The sequence below is a fragment of the Pseudactinotalea sp. genome, assembly GCF_048594945.1.
Lineage (GTDB): Bacteria > Actinomycetota > Actinomycetes > Actinomycetales > Beutenbergiaceae > Pseudactinotalea.
Map to the genome: position 1 here is coordinate 1 of NZ_JBMDXJ010000342.1, position 16426 is coordinate 16426.

General features: G+C 71.6%; 16 protein-coding genes. 10 read left to right on the forward strand and 6 right to left on the reverse strand.

Annotated elements, in window-relative coordinates:
• From ACOJSN_RS15370 to ACOJSN_RS15380, 3 genes are all read right to left on the reverse strand, one after another.
• Positions 1–546 (reverse strand): DUF6297 family protein (locus tag ACOJSN_RS15370; protein WP_420113367.1); only part of this gene is annotated, 546 nt, incomplete at its 3' end.
• A complete protein-coding gene (locus ACOJSN_RS15375; RefSeq protein ID WP_420113368.1) occupies positions 543–1244 on the reverse strand; it encodes an ABC transporter ATP-binding protein in 702 nt (233 codons plus the stop codon). The genes ACOJSN_RS15375 and ACOJSN_RS15370, both read right to left, overlap by 4 nt.
• Positions 1237–3510 carry an ATP-dependent DNA helicase RecG gene (locus ACOJSN_RS15380; RefSeq protein WP_420113369.1) on the reverse strand — a complete coding sequence of 758 codons (2274 nt, stop codon included), beginning with the start codon at positions 3508–3510 and terminating at the stop codon, positions 1237–1239. Before ACOJSN_RS15380 ends, ACOJSN_RS15375 begins: the two co-directional genes overlap by 8 nt.
• 66 nt (positions 3511–3576) lie before the next feature.
• Between ACOJSN_RS15380 and ACOJSN_RS15385 the strand changes: the two genes are divergently transcribed.
• The 7 genes from ACOJSN_RS15385 to ACOJSN_RS15415 all read left to right on the forward strand — a co-directional run bounded on the left by ACOJSN_RS15385 (position 3577) and on the right by ACOJSN_RS15415 (position 12023).
• The gene (locus ACOJSN_RS15385; RefSeq protein WP_420113370.1) at positions 3577–4203 is read left to right on the forward strand and encodes an IMPACT family protein; all 627 of its coding nucleotides are present in this window, start codon (positions 3577–3579) and stop codon (positions 4201–4203) included.
• Positions 4204–4498: 295 nt separating this feature from the next.
• The gene (locus ACOJSN_RS15390; RefSeq protein WP_420113371.1) at positions 4499–6007 is read left to right on the forward strand and encodes a DUF222 domain-containing protein; all 1509 of its coding nucleotides are present in this window, start codon (positions 4499–4501) and stop codon (positions 6005–6007) included.
• A gap of 143 nt (positions 6008–6150) precedes the next feature.
• The gene (gene rpmB, locus ACOJSN_RS15395) at positions 6151–6342 is read left to right on the forward strand and encodes a 50S ribosomal protein L28 (protein WP_420113372.1); all 192 of its coding nucleotides are present in this window, start codon (positions 6151–6153) and stop codon (positions 6340–6342) included.
• Between the two features lie 66 nt (positions 6343–6408).
• On the forward strand, positions 6409–6945 hold the full coding sequence (locus ACOJSN_RS15400; protein ID WP_420113373.1) for a GNAT family N-acetyltransferase: 537 nt from the start codon (positions 6409–6411) through the stop codon (positions 6943–6945).
• 31 nt (positions 6946–6976) lie between these two features.
• The gene (locus ACOJSN_RS15405; RefSeq protein ID WP_420113374.1) at positions 6977–7693 is read left to right on the forward strand and encodes a TetR/AcrR family transcriptional regulator; all 717 of its coding nucleotides are present in this window, start codon (positions 6977–6979) and stop codon (positions 7691–7693) included.
• A gap of 2 nt (positions 7694–7695) precedes the next feature.
• Positions 7696–10290 carry an ABC transporter ATP-binding protein/permease gene (locus ACOJSN_RS15410; protein WP_420113375.1) on the forward strand — a complete coding sequence of 865 codons (2595 nt, stop codon included), beginning with the start codon at positions 7696–7698 and terminating at the stop codon, positions 10288–10290.
• Entirely contained in the window at positions 10287–12023 is a 1737-nt protein-coding gene (locus tag ACOJSN_RS15415; protein ID WP_420113376.1) for an ABC transporter ATP-binding protein, read from the forward strand. The genes ACOJSN_RS15410 and ACOJSN_RS15415 overlap by 4 nt, the downstream gene beginning before the upstream one ends.
• Before the next feature lie 3 nt (positions 12024–12026).
• Here the strand turns inward: ACOJSN_RS15415 and ACOJSN_RS15420 are convergent, their stop codons facing one another.
• Both ACOJSN_RS15420 and ACOJSN_RS15425 read right to left on the reverse strand, forming a co-directional pair.
• A complete protein-coding gene (locus tag ACOJSN_RS15420; RefSeq protein ID WP_420113377.1) occupies positions 12027–12458 on the reverse strand; it encodes a CBS domain-containing protein in 432 nt (143 codons plus the stop codon).
• Between the two features lie 145 nt (positions 12459–12603).
• Entirely contained in the window at positions 12604–13563 is a 960-nt protein-coding gene (locus ACOJSN_RS15425) for a thiamine-phosphate kinase (protein WP_420113378.1), read from the reverse strand.
• Between the two features lie 52 nt (positions 13564–13615).
• On the opposite strand from ACOJSN_RS15425, the gene ACOJSN_RS15430 reads away from it, so the two are divergent.
• The 3 genes from ACOJSN_RS15430 (at position 13616) to ACOJSN_RS15440 (ending at position 15645) form a co-directional block, all read left to right on the forward strand.
• Positions 13616–14680 (forward strand): TIGR01777 family oxidoreductase, encoded by a 1065-nt coding sequence (locus tag ACOJSN_RS15430; protein ID WP_420113379.1) that lies wholly within the window; start codon positions 13616–13618, stop codon positions 14678–14680.
• Positions 14681–14754: 74 nt separating this feature from the next.
• On the forward strand, positions 14755–15159 hold the full coding sequence (locus ACOJSN_RS15435) for a DUF6328 family protein (protein WP_420113382.1): 405 nt from the start codon (positions 14755–14757) through the stop codon (positions 15157–15159).
• A 15-nt stretch (positions 15160–15174) separates the two neighbouring features.
• A complete protein-coding gene (locus ACOJSN_RS15440; protein WP_420113380.1) occupies positions 15175–15645 on the forward strand; it encodes a DUF3515 domain-containing protein in 471 nt (156 codons plus the stop codon).
• Here the strand turns inward: ACOJSN_RS15440 and ACOJSN_RS15445 are convergent.
• Positions 15646–16426, reverse strand: a 781-nt coding sequence (locus tag ACOJSN_RS15445; RefSeq protein WP_420113381.1) for a D-alanine--D-alanine ligase family protein, incomplete at its 5' end; no start/stop codon positions are given. It abuts the gene before it with no gap.

The following is a 16426-nucleotide window of genomic DNA, read 5'->3' on the forward strand; positions in this document are numbered from 1 at the left end:
GCCCCGTCCACTGCCCCCCACCTGGGTGCGGGCGACCGCTTGTACCGCGGTGAGCCCGACTCCGCGCCCGAGCGCTGCAGCTTCGGCGATCCCGATCCCGGTGACGCCGGCCATCGAGCCGGCGAGCGCGCCGATACCCACGCCGGCTCCGGCCGCGATCACGGTCACCACGCTCAGCCGCGGGCGCAGCAGTCCACGGCGGTCGGCCGGGGTGGGCAGCAACCAGGCAGCCTGCCCACCGCCGAGACCGACCGGTCCGAGCCGGCCCGCGAGGCTGACCGCTGCACCGACCGCCACGAGGGCGGCAGCGAGCCCGAGCCAGGCCGGATCGAGCACCGCATCCGCCGTGGTGGGTCGCAGCTTCGTGTTGAGCACCTGGGTGACACCGAAGGCCATGCCGACCGCCACCAGCAGGCTGAACACGAACGTGTAGACCTCGCCGAACAGATCGCCGACCGCGCCGCCACCGTGCGCCTCGGTCGCCTGCCGCGTCAGCCGCCGCAGATCCCGTCCGCTGACGTGTGTGGCGGGCGCGAGGCCAGTCACAACGCCTCGATCGCGGCGGCACCGACCTCGGGCTTGACCACGCGTGCCTGGTCCTCCCCGATGACGAGCACCTTGGTGGCCACCGTGCGCACGAGCACCGGGTCGTGGGTCGCGAGCACCACCCCGCCTCCGGCCTTGCGTTCCTCGACCAGCCGTTCGGCGAGGCGATCCCGCATCCCGGCATCGAGCCGCTGTTCCGGCTCGTCCAGCAGCATCAGGGTGCGCGGTCGCACGAAGGCGGCCGCGAGCAGCAGGCGGCGGCGCTGGCCCGAGGACAGCGCGGTGGGCAGTGCCCGCTGCCGCTCCCCGAGTCCGAACTCCTCGACCACCTCGGTCACGAGGTCGCTGACCTGGGTCATGCCGTGACCACGGGCGGTCAGCAGCAGGTGCTCGCGCACCGTGAGCGCGGGGAGGTAGGAGTCCTCGTCGAGCACCACGGCCACCTCGGCGCGGAACCGCTGAGAACGCTCGTCGACCGCCTCACCGAGCACGTCGATGTGCCCGTCGAGCGGCTCCAGCAACCCGGCGACGGCACGCAGGAAGGTCGACTTGCCGGTCCCGTTCGCGCCGACCACCGCAAGCGCCTCGCCGCGCCCGATCGAGACCCTGATCGGCGGGCACACCGCCGACTCGGGAGTGCTGCCGTAACCGACGAGCAGACCGGTGGCGCGCACCAGCTTGTCGCGTTTGTCAGACACGGTCCAGGAACTCCTCGTGGTCGGGGTCGACGAGCTGAGTGATCGCGGTCAGCAGCTCGGGATGGTGCACGAGGTTGGGGTCCTCGCTGATCAGCTCGCGGGCGTCGGCGCGTGCTCGTTCGATGATGTCGGCGTCCGCGATCACCCGCAACAGCCGCAGCGAGCTGGCACGGCCGGACTGCGCGGCTCCCAGGATGTCACCTTCGCGGCGCTGCTCGAGATCGGCCTCCGCCAGGCGGAACCCGTCGAGCGTCTCGGCGAGGACCGTGAGCCGTTCGTGGGTCTCGGACGCCGGGTCCGCCCAGCTGACCACGAGGCAGGTGCCCGGCTTGCTGCCGCGACCGACGCGGCCCCGCAGCTGGTGCAGCTGCGAGAGCCCGAACCTATCGGCATCGAGCACCACCATCATCGTGGCCTCGGGCACGTCCACACCGACCTCGATCACCGTGGTGCTGACGAGCACCGGCACCTCGCCGGCGGCGAAGGCGGCCATCGCGGCATCCTTCTCCTCGGTAGCGAGCCGACCGTGCATGATCCCGATCGCCGCCGGGTCAAGCGTAGTGTGCCGGCGCAACCAGGCCGCAGCGTCCTCGACGTTGGCGGTGCTGTCGGGCCCGCCGTCGACCGTCTCGGGGGTACCGGCCGGTCGCTTCTTCGGCGTGCCCTCGGGCGCGAACAGGTCGTAGACGTCCGCGCCTTCCTCCTCCAGGGTCGAGGAGATCCGGGGCGCGACCACATACGCCCGCCCACCGCCGTCGACCTCTTCGGCGACCTTGGACCAGACGCGTTCCATCCAGCGCGGGTTCCAGGCGGGCACGAGGTGGGTGGTGATCGGTGACCGCCCGGCGGGGATCTCGCGGAGCGTGGAGACCTCGACGTCACCGAAGAACGTCATCGCGACCGAGCGCGGGATCGGTGTGGCGGTCATGTAGAGCTGGTGCGGCATCGTGGTGCCCTTGGTGCGCAGCGCGTCGCGCTGCTCGACGCCGAAGCGGTGCTGCTCGTCGATGACCACGAGACCGAGGTCGGCGAACTGAACCTGGTCCCCCAGCAGGGCGTGGGTGCCGACCACGATGCCCGCCTCTCCCGACGCCGCCTGCAGCAGCGCCTTCTTGCGGGCGGCAGCGTTGAGGGAACCCGTGAGCAGCGCCACGCGAGTGCCCTCGGTGGCGCCTCCGAGCATGCCGGCCTCGCCGAGCGGGCCGAGCAGGTTCGCGATCGTGCGCGCGTGCTGCTGGGCGAGCACCTCGGTGGGCGCGAGCAGCGCGGCCTGGCCACCGTTGTCGACCACCTGGAGCATGGCGCGCAGCGCGACCACGGTCTTGCCGGAGCCGACCTCGCCCTGCAGCAGTCGCTGCATCGGTGCACCGGCATCGAGGTCCGCGCCGATCTCGGCGGCCACCGCACGCTGACCGTCGGTGAGCGTGAACGGGAGCTGGGCGTCGAAGGCATCGACCAGACCACCCTCGACGGCGGGGCGGGGCCTGGCCTCGAACGCGGCCAGATCGGCGCGCCGCCGGGCGAGCGCCGTCTGGAGCAGGAATGCCTCGTCGTAGCGCAACCGTGCCTTGGCCCGTTGGGCTTCCTGCTCGTCCTCGGGTGTGTGGACGAGGCGGAGCGCCTCGAGCTCGGAGAGCAGCCGGCGGCGCCGGACGATCTCGGCCGGGACGGGATCGAGCACGTCGGCCTCGGTGAGTGGGTCGAGCAGCGTGCGCACGAGCTTGCGGACCTTCCAGGTCTGCAGCTTGGTGGTGGCGCCGTAGATCGGGATCGGGCGGGCCGCCTCGCGCCTGGCGGTCTCCTCGTCCTCCCATGAGTCCAGTGGCTCAACCTCGGGGTGCGTGAGCTCGCGCTGGCCGTTGATGCCGCGCTTGAGGGTGCCGGCGAACATCGCGACGGTGCCGACCTTGAGCTGCCGCTCGAGGTGCTGGGCGAGGTAGGCCTGCCGCGCGAAGAAGGTCAGCGGGAGGGTGCTCGTGCCGTCCGAGATGGTCGCCGAGATGATCTGCATGCTCCGGTTGCGCGCGTAGCGCTTGTGGAACTCGACCACCTCCGCGACGTAGGTGACCGGCTCCCCGGGCACACCGCCGTCGAGTGAGGTGTAGTCGCCGCGCTTGACGTACCGGCGCGGGTAGTGGCGCAGCAGGTCCTCGATGGTCTCCAGACCCATCTTGGCCAGCTCGACGCCGGTCTTCTCGCCGAAGCGTTTGCCCAGGGGTGAGCGCGCGCCGACGACCTTCGCCTTGTGCCCGCTCACTCGTGCCACGTCCGTGATGCTATCCGCGAGGGCCGACACCACCCGCGCCGGCGCCCTGTCACTATCCTGCTTCCCGTGGCCGACCCGGACTCGTACCGCACGATCGACGCGGCCGCCGAGGCCGAGCTCGAGATCAAGCGGTCTCGGTTCCGCTGCGTGCTGGCGCCGGTTGCCGACGAGGAGGCAGCACGGGAGGCGGTCGCGCTGGCCCGGCGACAGCACTGGGACGCCCGCCACCACTGCTCGGCGTTCGTCCTCGGTCCTGGGGGCGCGGTTGAGCGCTCGTCCGACGACGGCGAGCCCTCCGGGACTGCGGGGGCACCGATACTGGAGGCGCTACGCGCCAGCGGACTCACCGACCTGGTCGCGGTGGTCACCCGCTGGTTCGGCGGCACTCTGCTCGGCACAGGCGGCCTGGTGCGCGCGTACGGTGGTGCTGTCCGGCTGGCGATCGACTCCGCCCAGATACGCGAGGTCAGGCTGGTGCAGCTCCTGACCGCGACCGTGGACGCCGCGACGGCAGGCCGGGTCGAGGCAGAGCTACGGGCGCACGGGATCATGGTCGTCGAGACCACGTGGGGCCAGCAGGTCGACCTGCTTCTCGGGGTCCGCCCCGCGGAGCAGCCCACCCTCGATGCTCTGCTCGCCGAGCTGACTGGAGGCTCCGCCCGCGCTCGCCCCAGCGGCGAGCAGTGGCTGTGACGCGCGATCAGGAGTCACCGCGACCGATGTGCTCGACGAAGTCGTTCACCTCGACCCGGGTCAACGGATGGGCGAGATCCCATGGGCTCCCGCTGTCCACTCGGATGCCCAAGCCAACGGCTCCCCGAGTAGCCGGGGGTATTGAAAACGGGCGCAGCGATGGTCGGACGTCGAGGTCGCCGCCGCGACCGCGGCACATTCGGCGCAACGGCCCTGGCCTTAACTCCTGCACATTCGGGAATCTCGGCACATCCCCCCCTTGCGCAGGCGTGACTACACCTGTAAACTCGAACGTATGTTCGTATCAACGGAGCGCCAGGGCCAGGGGGTCACCGCCTCGGATCCTGACGCTGCCGCTGTGCGCGCGATGCGGGAGGCGCTGTCCTCCGCTACAGACCCCGTGGGCGTCGGCGCGGAGATCGACGCTGAGCGGATCGATCTGATCCGAGCGCTGGAGGACCTGAAGAACACGGCCGCCGGCCTCCAAGCCGACCTGACCGAGGCCTTCGACCTCTCGCAGCGCGAGCAGCAGGTGGCGGCGGGAACGAGCCGGAGCAGAGCGGGGCGCGGCGTCGCCGAGCAGATCTCGCTGGCGCGTCGCATCTCGCCGCACCAGGGTCGGCGGCATCTGTCTCTGGCCCGCGTGCTGCGCTCCGAGCTGCCCGCCACCGCTGCCGCACTCCGGGCCGGTCGGATCACCGAACGCGCCGCCACGCTCATGGCGCAGGCCACGGTATGCGTGTCCCGCGAGGACCGCGCCGCGATCGATGCCGAGGTCGCCGGCGATCCCGAGCGCGCAGAGCTGCTGGGCGAGCGCGGCATCCAGGCAGCGGCAGCCCGGGCGGCGTGCCGGCGCGATCCGGCGAGCGTCGTCGAACGACGCCGTCGCGCCGAGGCGGAGCGTCATGTGAGCCTGCGCCCGGCGCCGGACACCATGACGCACCTCACCGCGCTGCTCCCCGTCGCCGAGGGGGTCGCGATCTATGCCGCGCTCACACGAGCGGCGGATGCCGGCCGCAGCGCCGGGGCGCCCGCCACCCGCGGCCAGCTCATGGCCGACACCCTGCGGGACGCCGTGCTGACACACCGACCGGCCGGGCAGGCACCTCAACCGGTCGCCGATTCCGACGCGGAAGGCAGCAGTGACATGCGAACGGGCGAGTCGCGCCCACTGTCCGGTGCACCGGCGGGCACGGGCGTGGTTCTCAACCTGATCATGACCGAGCAGCAGCTCTTCGGCTCGGACGAAACCAGCGAGGGTGAGGTGCTGATCGGCGGTCCCGCCGGAGGCCTGGCCCACATCGACGCCGATCTCGCCAGGCAGCTCGCCGCACTCACCCCGGCCGACCGCATCTGGGTACGGCGACTGTATCGGAGCCCCGCCAGCGAGGAGCTGGTCGCGATCGACTCCCGACATCGCCGCTTTCCACCGGGGCTGCAACGGCTGATCCGCTTCCGTGACCAGCACTGCCGCACCCCATGGTGCCGAGCACCCATCCGACACATCGACCACGCCGAGCGCGCTGCCGATGATGGCGCCACCGACCTCAGGAGCGGGCAGGGCAAGTGCGAGGCCTGCAACTACGCGAAGGAAGCCCCGGGCTGGTCCGAACGCGCGGATGATCTCCGGCCGGATGAACACCGGATCACCATCACCACCCCGACCGGGCACACGTATACGACCGTCCCACCGCCACCACCGGGCGCGAACGCCGAGCCGGGCGAGAACATCGGCTTCCTGTGGACCACGCGGCGACGACCGGTCGTCGAGATCGTCCGCGACCCGCCCGCAGCAGCCGCATGAGTGCCGCATCGCACACCGGCACGTCGCAGAGCGGACCGCTTCCGGTGTAGACTGCCGTGGTTGCCCTGGGCCGATCGCGGCCCGGCGACCCGACTTTGACACCGTGCCGTCCACCGCGATGGCGAACGATCTAGGAGAATCCCGTGGCCTCTACGTGTGACGTGTGCGCCAAGTCGCCGAGCTTCGGCCACAGCATCTCGCACTCCCACCGCCGCACCAAGCGTCGCTGGAACCCGAACATCCAGACCGTCCGCGCGATGGTCGGTGGCACCAAGAAGAAGCTCAACGTCTGCACCAGCTGCCTCAAGGCCGGCAAGGTCCAGCGCGCGATCTGAGCTCTTCCACGACTGAGCCGCTCACCGATCACGGTGGGCGGCTCTCGTCATCTCACGAGGAGTCCGATGCCCTGGCAGATCCGCGACCCACGCCTCGAGGATGCCGAGGCGATCGCCACGATCAACGTGCGCGCCTGGCAGCACGCCTACGCGGGTCTGATGCCGGCCGACCTGCTCGCTGCGCAGGAGGTCGAGCCTCGCGCAGCGCGGCTGCGTGAACGGTTGGGCAGCGGGACCTCCGCACCCGGGCACGTGGCCGTCGATGGTGACGGCACGATCGCAGGCTACTGCTGGTTCGGGGACTACCGGCCCGACGACGACGCCCCCTCCCCCGGCGACGGATGGGGCGAGGTCTACGCGATCTACGTGGACCCGGACCGGATCGGCACCGGTGCCGGCGCCGCCCTCATGTCCGCGGCTCTCACCGCCCTCGGTCCCCGCCCGGTCGCGGTATGGGTGCTGGAGGGCAACGCGCGTGCGCGCGCCTTCTACGAGCGGTTCGGGTTCATGCCCGACGGCGTCGCGACCGACTTCGACGCCGGCGGCACCCCGGTCCCTGAGGTTCGCTACGCACGGGTCACGACGCTCGGTCAGAAAGGTTAGCCTCACCTTAGTTATGGGGTATAACTAGCGGGTGACCAGACCGCGCGCCCTGACGCTCGAGGACATCACCGACGCCGGCCGCAACCTCGGCATGGCCGATCTCAGCGTCGCCGCCGTGGCCGGTCGGCTCGGGGTCACCCCCACGGCGCTGTACCGGCACGTGGCGAACCGGTGGGAGCTGGAGCGGCTGGTCGGAGAGAGCCTGCTCGCCGACCTGCGGCTCGACCTCGAGGACAGCGCCGAGCTCGAGGACGCGTTGCTGCGGCTCGCGCTCGGGCTGCATCGGTTCGCGATCGAGCGACCCGGGCTGGCCGACTACCTGCTCACCCTCTTCCCTCGCGGCGAGCGCGGCATCGCGCTGATGCACGAGGCAACCCAACACCTGCGTACGCACGGCCTCCGGGCGGACACCGCCGTCGTCGTGAGCAACGCCGTCGCCTCACTCGCCTTCGCGATGGCGGCCGGTCAAGAACGCCGGAGTACCGCCGTCGACCAGGACCCCGGCGGCTTCGCCGCCGAGATGCGCGCGGCGACCGACCGGTTCGACGCCGACCTCGCGCTCGGGCCGACGGTCGACGACCTGCCGTCAGTGACCGAGGCCGACTTCGCCCGGATGTTGCTGACCGTGGCCGTGCGGGGCGTGGTCGCCACGATCGGCAGCGACCCGAGCGCAACCGACGCCGCCGCGATCGTCACCGCCCTGCTGCGGCAGGTCGAGGGCGCCGAGACCACCACCGTGAGGAGCTGACCATGGCACGCGGTTTCCAGGGCGCCACGATGCGCATGTTCGGCGCGCGGGACCATCTCGCCACCGTGACCGGCAGCGAGTGGCTGGCGCCGAACTTCCTCCGGGTGCGGCTCCGGTCCGAGACCGTGTTCGACGAGATCCCGATCGAGCCGACCGCCTGGCTGCGGTTCTGGTTCCCCGACCCCGATGGCGGCGAGACCGAGTACCAACGCGCCTACACGCTCAGCGAGGCCGACGCGGAGACCGGGGAGTTCGCCGTCGACGTCGTCATGCACAACCCCGCAGGTCCCGCGTGCCTGTGGGCAGCAGCCGCACAGCCGGGAGACGAGATCGCGGTGATGAGCTCGCTGTCGCCCAACTTCGCGTTGCCCGAGGAATTGCCGGCCGGCTTCCTCCTGGTGGGCGACTCGGCCTCGATCCCGGCGACGAACGGAGTGCTCGAGGTGCTGCCCGCCCACGTCCCGGTGGAGCTCTATCTCGAGCGACACAGCGAGCACGACGAGCAGATCCCGCTCCGTACGCACCCGCAGCTGCGCGTGCACTGGGTCGACCGCACCGGTCCGGAGTCGGTCGCCGCGGCGATCGAGGCGCGCGACTGGTCGGACTGGTACGCCTGGCTCGCGCCCGAGTCCGGCTCGCTCAAGGCACTCCAGAAGCGGCTGCGCGAGGAGTTCGGGTTCCCCAAGCGCGAGGTGCACGGCCGGGCCTACTGGATCCAGGGCAAGTCGATGGGCAAGGCCCGCGAGGTGGTCGAGGTCGACGAGGCACCGGCGGCACCGACTGTGTCTGCTGACACGGCCGCGACGGCGCCCACGCCCGAGCCCGAGCGCCTCGAGCCTGCTGCGGCTGCCCCGGCGCCCACCGCCGCACCGGGGCGCTGGCGCTCGCAGGCCGCCGGGAGACTGCTGGCACCGCTGCGCACGCAGCTGATCGTGGCCGGCGTGCTCGAAGCGCTCGCGACGCTGCTGCAGCTCGCCCCGTACGTGCTGCTGGTCGAGCTGGCGCGCCGCCTGCTCGACGGCGACGGCCTGACCGATCTGATGGGGCTCGGCGTCCTGGCACTGGTGCTGCTGGGCGCGGGCGCGCTGCTGAGCTCGGCGCTGCTGCTGTGGCTGCACGTCGTCGATGCGCGCTTCGCGCGGGACCTGCGCACCCGGCTGCTCGACAAGCTGTCGCGACTGCCGCTCGGGTGGTTCAGCGAACGAGGCTCGAGCGGGGTCAAGAGCCTGGTCTCCGACGACACACTGGCACTGCACTACCTGGTCACGCACGCGATCGGTGATGCCGTACGAGCCGCCGTGGCGCCGATCGTGGTGCTGGTCTACCTGTTCGCGGTCGACTGGCGGCTGGCGTTGGTGCTGCTGGTGCCGATCCTCGTCTACGTGGTGCTGATGTACGTGATGGTGATTCAGTCGGGCGCCAAGATCGGCGCCTCGCAGCGGTGGGCTGAGCGGATGGGAGTGGCGGCCGGAAGCTACCTCGAGGGTCAGCCGGTGGTGCGCACCTTCGGCGGTGCGGCGGCCTCGGCGTTCACGAAGCGCCTCGAGGGCTACCTCGCGTTCCTCCGTGACTGGCAGCGGCCGTTCACGAGCAAGAAGACCGCGATGGATCTGGTGACGCGCCCCTCGACCTTCGGCTGGCTGATCGCCGCGGTCGGCACCTGGCGGGTGATCGGCGGTGGGCTCGAGGTGGTGGATCTGCTCGCGTTCCTGGTGCTGGGGACGAGCTTCGGCGGCCGCCTGCTTGGCATCGGATACGGGCTGTCCGGGATGCGCAGCGGGTTGCAGGCCGCCCGCCGCGTCGGTGCCGCGCTCGACGCCGACGAGCTGACGACCACCGACGACGCCGCCGCCCGGGCCACAGCCGGCACGGTCGAGCTCGATCGCGTCACGTTCGGCTATCACCCGAGCACGCCGGTGCTCCGCGACGTCAGTGCCGTGCTGCGACCGGGAACCGTGACGGCGTTGGTCGGCCCCTCCGGTTCGGGCAAGTCGACGCTCGCCGCGCTCGTCGCGCGGTTCCACGACGTCGACAGCGGAGCCATCCGGATCGGCGGCGACGACGTCCGTTCGCTCGAGGGTGATGAGCTGTACCAACGGGTCGGCTTCGTGCTGCAGGACGTGGCACTCGTGCGCGGGACCGTGGCGGAGAACATCGCACTCGCCCGCCCCGAAGCCACACGGGCCGCGGTCGAAGCGGCCGCGCGAGACGCTCAGATCCATGACCGGATCACCCGGATGCCCGCGGCATACGACACCGTGCTCGGTGAGGACGTGGTGCTCTCCGGCGGCGAGCGCCAGCGGCTGACGATCGCCCGCGCGATCCTGGCAGACACCCCGGTCCTCGTGCTCGACGAGGCCACGGCGTTCGCCGACCCCGAGTCGGAGTATCTGGTGCAGCGCGCCCTGGACCGGTTGGCGCGCGACCGCACGGTGCTGGTGATCGCGCACCGGCTGCACACGATCACCGGGGCGGACGCGATCCTCGTGCTCGACGGCGGCGTCGTGGTCGAATCGGGCACGCACACCGAGTTGCTCGCTCACCATGGCCGCTACCGACAGCTCTGGGAAGCGGCAGGCGTGGAGGTCGTCCGATGATCCGCACGCTGCTCTCACTGGTGCCGGTCTCCGAACGCGGTCGGGTGCGCACGTACGTGGTGCTCACGCTGGTCTCGGTGCTGCTGCGCGCAGCGGCGGCCGTGCTGCTGGTTCCGCTGATCGCGGCACTGGTCAGCCCCGCACCGGCCGACGCGTGGCGCTGGCTCGGTGCCCTCACCGCCGTGACCGTGGCCGGCTGGCTCGTGGACGCGGCTGCCGCTCGGCGTGCCTTCGACATCGGCTTCGAGGTGCTCGAGAGCACCCAGCACAAGGTTGCCGACCGCCTCACCCGGATCCGGATGGCGTGGTTCGGTGCCGAGAACACCGCCGACGCCCGCTACGCGATCGCCACGACCGGACCCGACCTGATCGGGCTGATCGTCAACCTCGTGACACCGTTCGTCAGCGCGGTGCTGCTGCCTGCGGCGATCGCGCTCGGTCTGATGTGGGTCTCACCCCTGCTCGCGGTGGCCGCGCTGGCGGCGGTGCCGCTGATGCTGGGCGCGGTCTGGTTCGCGGGTCGCGCCACCCGGCATGCCGACGCCGCGGCCGCAGCGGCGAACACCGAGCTCACCGAGCGACTCGTGGAGTTCGGGCGCACGCAGGAGGTGCTGCGCGCGAGCCGCCGCGCCACGCCCGCCCGCAGCCAGGTGGCGCAGGCGCTCGCCGGTCAGCACGCCGCCACGCTGCGTCTGGTGCTGCTGCAGGCGCCGGGCCAGCTGGTCTTCTCGCTCGCCAGTCAGATCGCCCTCATCGCGCTGGCCGGCACGACGGCGTGGCTCACGATCCGGGGTGATCTCGACCTGGGAGCGGCGATCGGTCTCGTGGTGGTCGTGGTGCGGTTCCTGGAGCCGATGACCACGATCGCGCAGCTGGCGCCCGCGCTGGAGAGCACGCGCCTGGCGCTGGTGAAGATCCGAGCGGTTCTCGATGCTCCCGAGGCGCCGGCTGGTCGAGACGCCGAACCCGTGGGGTCGGCTCCGCGCATCGAGCTGCGTGGCATCGAGGTGCGGCACGGCGACGCGCCTCCGGTGATCTCCGGCCTGGACCTGGTGCTCGAGCCGGGCTCCACGACCGCCGTGGTGGGTCCGTCGGGATCCGGCAAGACCACGCTGCTCACCATGATCGCCGGGCTGCTGCAGCCCACCGGTGGTCAGGTGCTGCTCGACGGCCGCGACGCGAGCGCGCTCACCGTCGGGACGCACCGGGACGCCGTGAGCATGGTGTTCCAGCACCCGTTCCTGTTCGAGGGCACGATCCGCGAGAACGTCCTGGTGGGAGCTCCGAGCGCCGGGCACGACGCAGTCGCAGCCGCGACCGAGCTCGCCCGGGTCGACGAGATCACGCAACGCCTCCCCGAGGGCCGGGACTCCGCCGTCGGCGAGGCCGGAGGGCGCCTCTCGGGCGGCGCGAGGCAGCGGGTGAGCATCGCACGCGCCCTGCTCAAGCCGGCACCGATCCTGTTGGTCGACGAGGCCACGAGCGCGCTGGACCCCGAGAACGAGCGTGCCGTGGTCGATGCGCTCACACGCGACCCGCTCCCCCGTACGCGCGTGATCGTGGCGCACCGGCTCACGAGCATCGAGGCGGCCGACCGGGTGCTGTTCTTCGAGGACGGACGCATCGTCGAGGACGGCACGCCCGCCGAGCTCCGTGCTGCGGGCGGCAGGTTCGCAGCGTTCACCGAGCACCAGCAGCGCGGCGCGCGGTGGCGGCTGCGCGCGGAGGTCTGAGGACTACTGCTGCACGTACGTGACGAGCTGATCGCGCTCGTCCTGAAGCTCGTCGAGGCGGTTCTTGACCACGTCTCCGATCGAGACGATCGCGTGCAGGTGCCCCTCGACGACCACCGGGAGGTGCCGCACCCGCAGGTCGGTCATCCTCCGTGCGAGTGCCTCCAGCTCGTCCTCGGGCTCGCAGGTCTCGACCTCGGCAGTCATGATCTCGGCGACGGTGCGCTCCAGCACAGCGGCCCCGTCGCTGTGGAGGCGACGCACCACGTCACGCTCGGACACGATGCCCACCACGGTCTCGCCACCATCGGGTGAGACCACCAGGGCACCGATCTTGTGCTCGGCCAACTGCGCGACCAGGTCGGCGACCCCCGTGTCCGGAGCCACCGTGACCACGTCCGCGCCCTTGCGTCGGATCACTTCGGCAATACGCATACTCCACGGTAGGCCACGGGTCGCACACGCGTCCCGAGATCGGCACGGGCGGTTGCAGAAGTGTGCATCTGGGCCGGTTCCACCACGGCCCACGCACCCGAACGTGGCAGAACTGGCCACCCGGGCAGCTTCCCCAACGGCACGCTCAGGCGCGGAAATGGTCCCAGCCGAGCCCCTGCACGGGTGGCGCGCCGTCGTCGACCGTGACACGCGTGCCCGCCAGCACCCGCCCGATGGAGCGGTACCCGCCCGGGAGGTCGGTACCCGGTGGGAACGTCGCCAGCAACCCGTGGTCCTCGCCGCCGGTGAGTGCCAACGTGAGCGGGTCGAGATCGAGCGCAGCCGCAGCGGCGGCCACGACGTCGTCCACCAGCGTGGTGCTGTCCAGGTCGATCGCGACGCCTGAGGCGGCGGCGATCCGACCGGCGTCGCGCAGCAGCCCGTCGGACACATCGAGCAACGAGGTCGCCCCGGCGCCGGCGGCGGCCGAGCCGTCGGCGAGCGGCGGGTCGGGCCGCAAGAACGCAGCGACCGCATCGTTCGCCTCCGCCGTGCGGTCGGCCTCGAGCGCCGCGTAACCGGTCGCTGCCCAGCCGAGTCGGCCGGAATGGGCGACCACGTCGCCGGGGCGGGCGCCGCTGCGCAGGACAGGCTCGCGGCCGCCCAGGTCGCCGAATGCGGTCACCGCGACCATCAGCCGCTCCCCCGCCGACAGGTCGCCGCCCACCACCCCGATGCGCTCACCACAGCCCGCAGCGAGTCCTGCAGCGAACCCGAGCACCCAGTCGACCTCGGTGTCCGGCGGCAGCACCAGCCCCACCACGAGCCCGGTGGGCGTGCCTCCCATCGCCGCGACGTCGGCGAGGTTCTGCGCCGCAGCACGGTGCCCGACGTCCTCGGCCGAGCCCCAGTGGCGGCGGAAATGGTGGTCCTCGACCAGCAGATCGGTGGTGACGACCACGCGACCATCGGGGGCGGCGATCACGGCGGCGTCATCGCCCGGACCAACCTGCGTGGCGGCGCCGAACGGCAGCAGCGGTGCGAACCGGGCGATCAGCTCGGTTTCGTCGAGGTCACTGACCCGCTGACCCGACGCGCCGCCCACCTGGCACACTGTAGGCGACAGAATGCCTGGTCAACGACGTGGAGGTCCCTTCGTGCGCATCCTTCTCAGCGGCGGCACCGGGCTGATCGGCACCGCGCTCCGCGAGGCCGCCGAGCGTGAGGGCCACGAGACCGGGCTGCTCGTGCGCGCCGAACCCACCGGACCGCGGGAGTGGCGCTGGGACCCGAGCACGGGGCAGGTGCCAGGCGCGGCGATCGACTGGGCCGAAGCCGTCGTCAATCTCTCGGGCGCCCCGATCGGACGGCTCCCCTGGACGAAGGCGTACCGGCACGAGCTCGTGCACAGTCGGGTCGACCCGACCCACGCGCTCGTCGAGGCGATCCGTGCGGCGGACGAGCCGCCGTCGGTCCTGGTCAACGGGTCGGCGGTCGGGTTCTACGGGGACCGGCCGGGTGAGCGGCTCGACGAGACCTCGGGTCCAGGTCGGGGGTTCCTGTCCTACCTCACCCGCCGCTGGGAAGCCGAGGCACGCGAAGCCTCAGGCGTCACCCGTGTGGTCACGATCCGCACCGGGCTGGTCCTGTCCGACGGTGGTGCGCTCGCACCCTTGATGCTCGCCACCCGCCTCGGGGCCGGGGCGCGGATCGGACCGGGCACACAGGTATGGCCGTGGATCGCGCTGGCCGACGAGGTGGGCGGCATCCTGCACGCGCTCACCCACGACGACGTGTCAGGGCCGGTCAACCTCGTGGCCCCGGCCCGCAGCACCAGCGAGGACGTCACCCGCGCGCTCGCCGACGCGATGGACCGACCGCACCTGTTCGCACTTCCCTCCGGTCTCTTGCGACTCCCGCTCGGACCCACGGCGGACGAGGTACTGCTGCTGAGTCAGCACATCGAGCCCCGCGCGTTGCAGACCTCGGGGTACGAGTTCGCCGTCACCGACCTCGACGACGCGCTCGAGCGCGCCCTGCGCGGCGAGCCTGCGAATGCTGCGCCCTCGGCTGCGGCGAAGCCTCGAGCAGCTGCTCCCACTGCCACCAGGTACGAGGACCGCACGGTGGCCGAGCTGCGGCAGCGCGCCAAGGAGCTCGGCCTGACCGGATACTCCACCAAGAAGAAGGCGGAGCTGATCGAGATGCTGAGAAACCACTGAACGGGGATCCGGGCGTCGACGACGGTCGCCCCGAGACCGAGAATCAGCGGCTCGACCGCAACTGGGCGGAGATCCTGCAGGAGCTCCGCGTCACGCTCACGGGCACACAGATCGTCACCGGCTTCCTGCTCGCGGTGGCGTTCCAGCAGCGCTTCGAGGATCTCGACGGTTATCAGCTGGGCGTCTATCTCGTGCTGGTGGCACTCGCCGCGCTCGCCACCGCTACCGGCCTCGCTCCGGTGGTGCTGCACCGGGTGCTGTTCCGCCAGCTACGCAAGGCACGGGTGGTGCAGCTCGGCAACCGCTACCTGCTCACCACGACCCTCCTCGTGGCCGCGCTGGCCGTGGGCGTCAGCCACCTGATCTTCGACTTCGTGGTGGGGCGCGGCGCGGGGATCGCCGCAGCCGTGGGCGCCCTCGTAGCCGTGCTCGCGCTCTGGGTGCTCCCGTTGCTGAGGCGCGAGAGTCACCGCGACTGACCTACGCTTCGGAGCATGGCTGGATCGCGGTGGCAGGCGTGCAGGATCGCGGGAGCCGTGGGGGTGCTGGCCGCCGCGTCGGCCTGCTCAACCGCCGTAGCGGTCGACCCCGCGCCGAGCGCCAGCGAGCCGGTGTGTGCCGTGCTGCTGCTCGACCTGCCGAACGAGCTCGGCGGGCAGGAACGGCGCTCGACCACGAGCCAGGCATCACGCGCCTGGGGCGACCCGGCGATCGTGCTCCGCTGCGGCGTGACACCGCTGCCGCCGACCACCGACGGGTGCGTCACCGTCGCCGCCGAGGGCGGCAGCGAGGTGGACTGGGTCGTCACCGAGGACGCGGAGAACGCGACCTTCACCACCTACGGGCGCGTCCCCGCCGTCGAGGTCACGATCCCGGCCGACTACGCCGGGGACCAGACGATCATGACCGAGCTGAGCGCCGTCGTCGTCGACCTCCCGCAGGACGGCGACCGCGAGTGCCTGTGATCAGCGCAACCCGACCAGGCGCTCGCGCGCGAGCTCGATCAGCTCGGTGATGAGGTCGGTGTAGCTCAGACCCTCGGCCTGCCACAGCATCGGGTACATCGAGAACGGCGTGAACCCGGGCATGGTGTTGATCTCGTTGACGAGCACGTCGCCGTCGTCCGTGTAGAAGAAGTCGACCCGGCCCAGGCCCTCGCAGTCCAGTGCGTCGAAGGTGGTCGCGGCGAGCTGCTGCATGCGGCGCACGATCTCCGGGGGCACGTCGGCCGGGATGCGGATGTCGAGGTGCGCGGCGTCGAAGTACTTGGCCTCGTAGTCGTAGAAAGCGTGCTCGCTGCCGACCACGATCTCGCCGACACCGCTGGTGCGCGGCGGGTCGTCGCCGCGCCCCTGCAGCACCGCGCACTCGATCTCCCGTCCGGCGATGCCGGCCTCGACCAGCACCTTGGGGTCATGCTGCTGGGCCTGCTCGACGGCGGTGGCCAGGTCCGCGAGATCGTCCACACGGGTGATGCCCATGGAGGAGCCTGCCCGGGCGGGCTTGACGAAGACCGGCAGGCCGAGCCGCTCGACGGCGGTGCTCACCTGTTGGCGCTGCGTGCGCCACTGGCGTGGCGTGATGGTCACGCTGGGGCCGATCGGGATGCCGGCGCCCGCGAGCACGACCTTCATGTAGTGCTTGTCCATGCCCGCGGCCGAGGCGAGCACGCCCGAGCCCACGTAGCGGATCCCCGCGAGCTCGAGCATGCCCTGGATCGTGCCGTCCTCGCCGAACGGCCCGTGC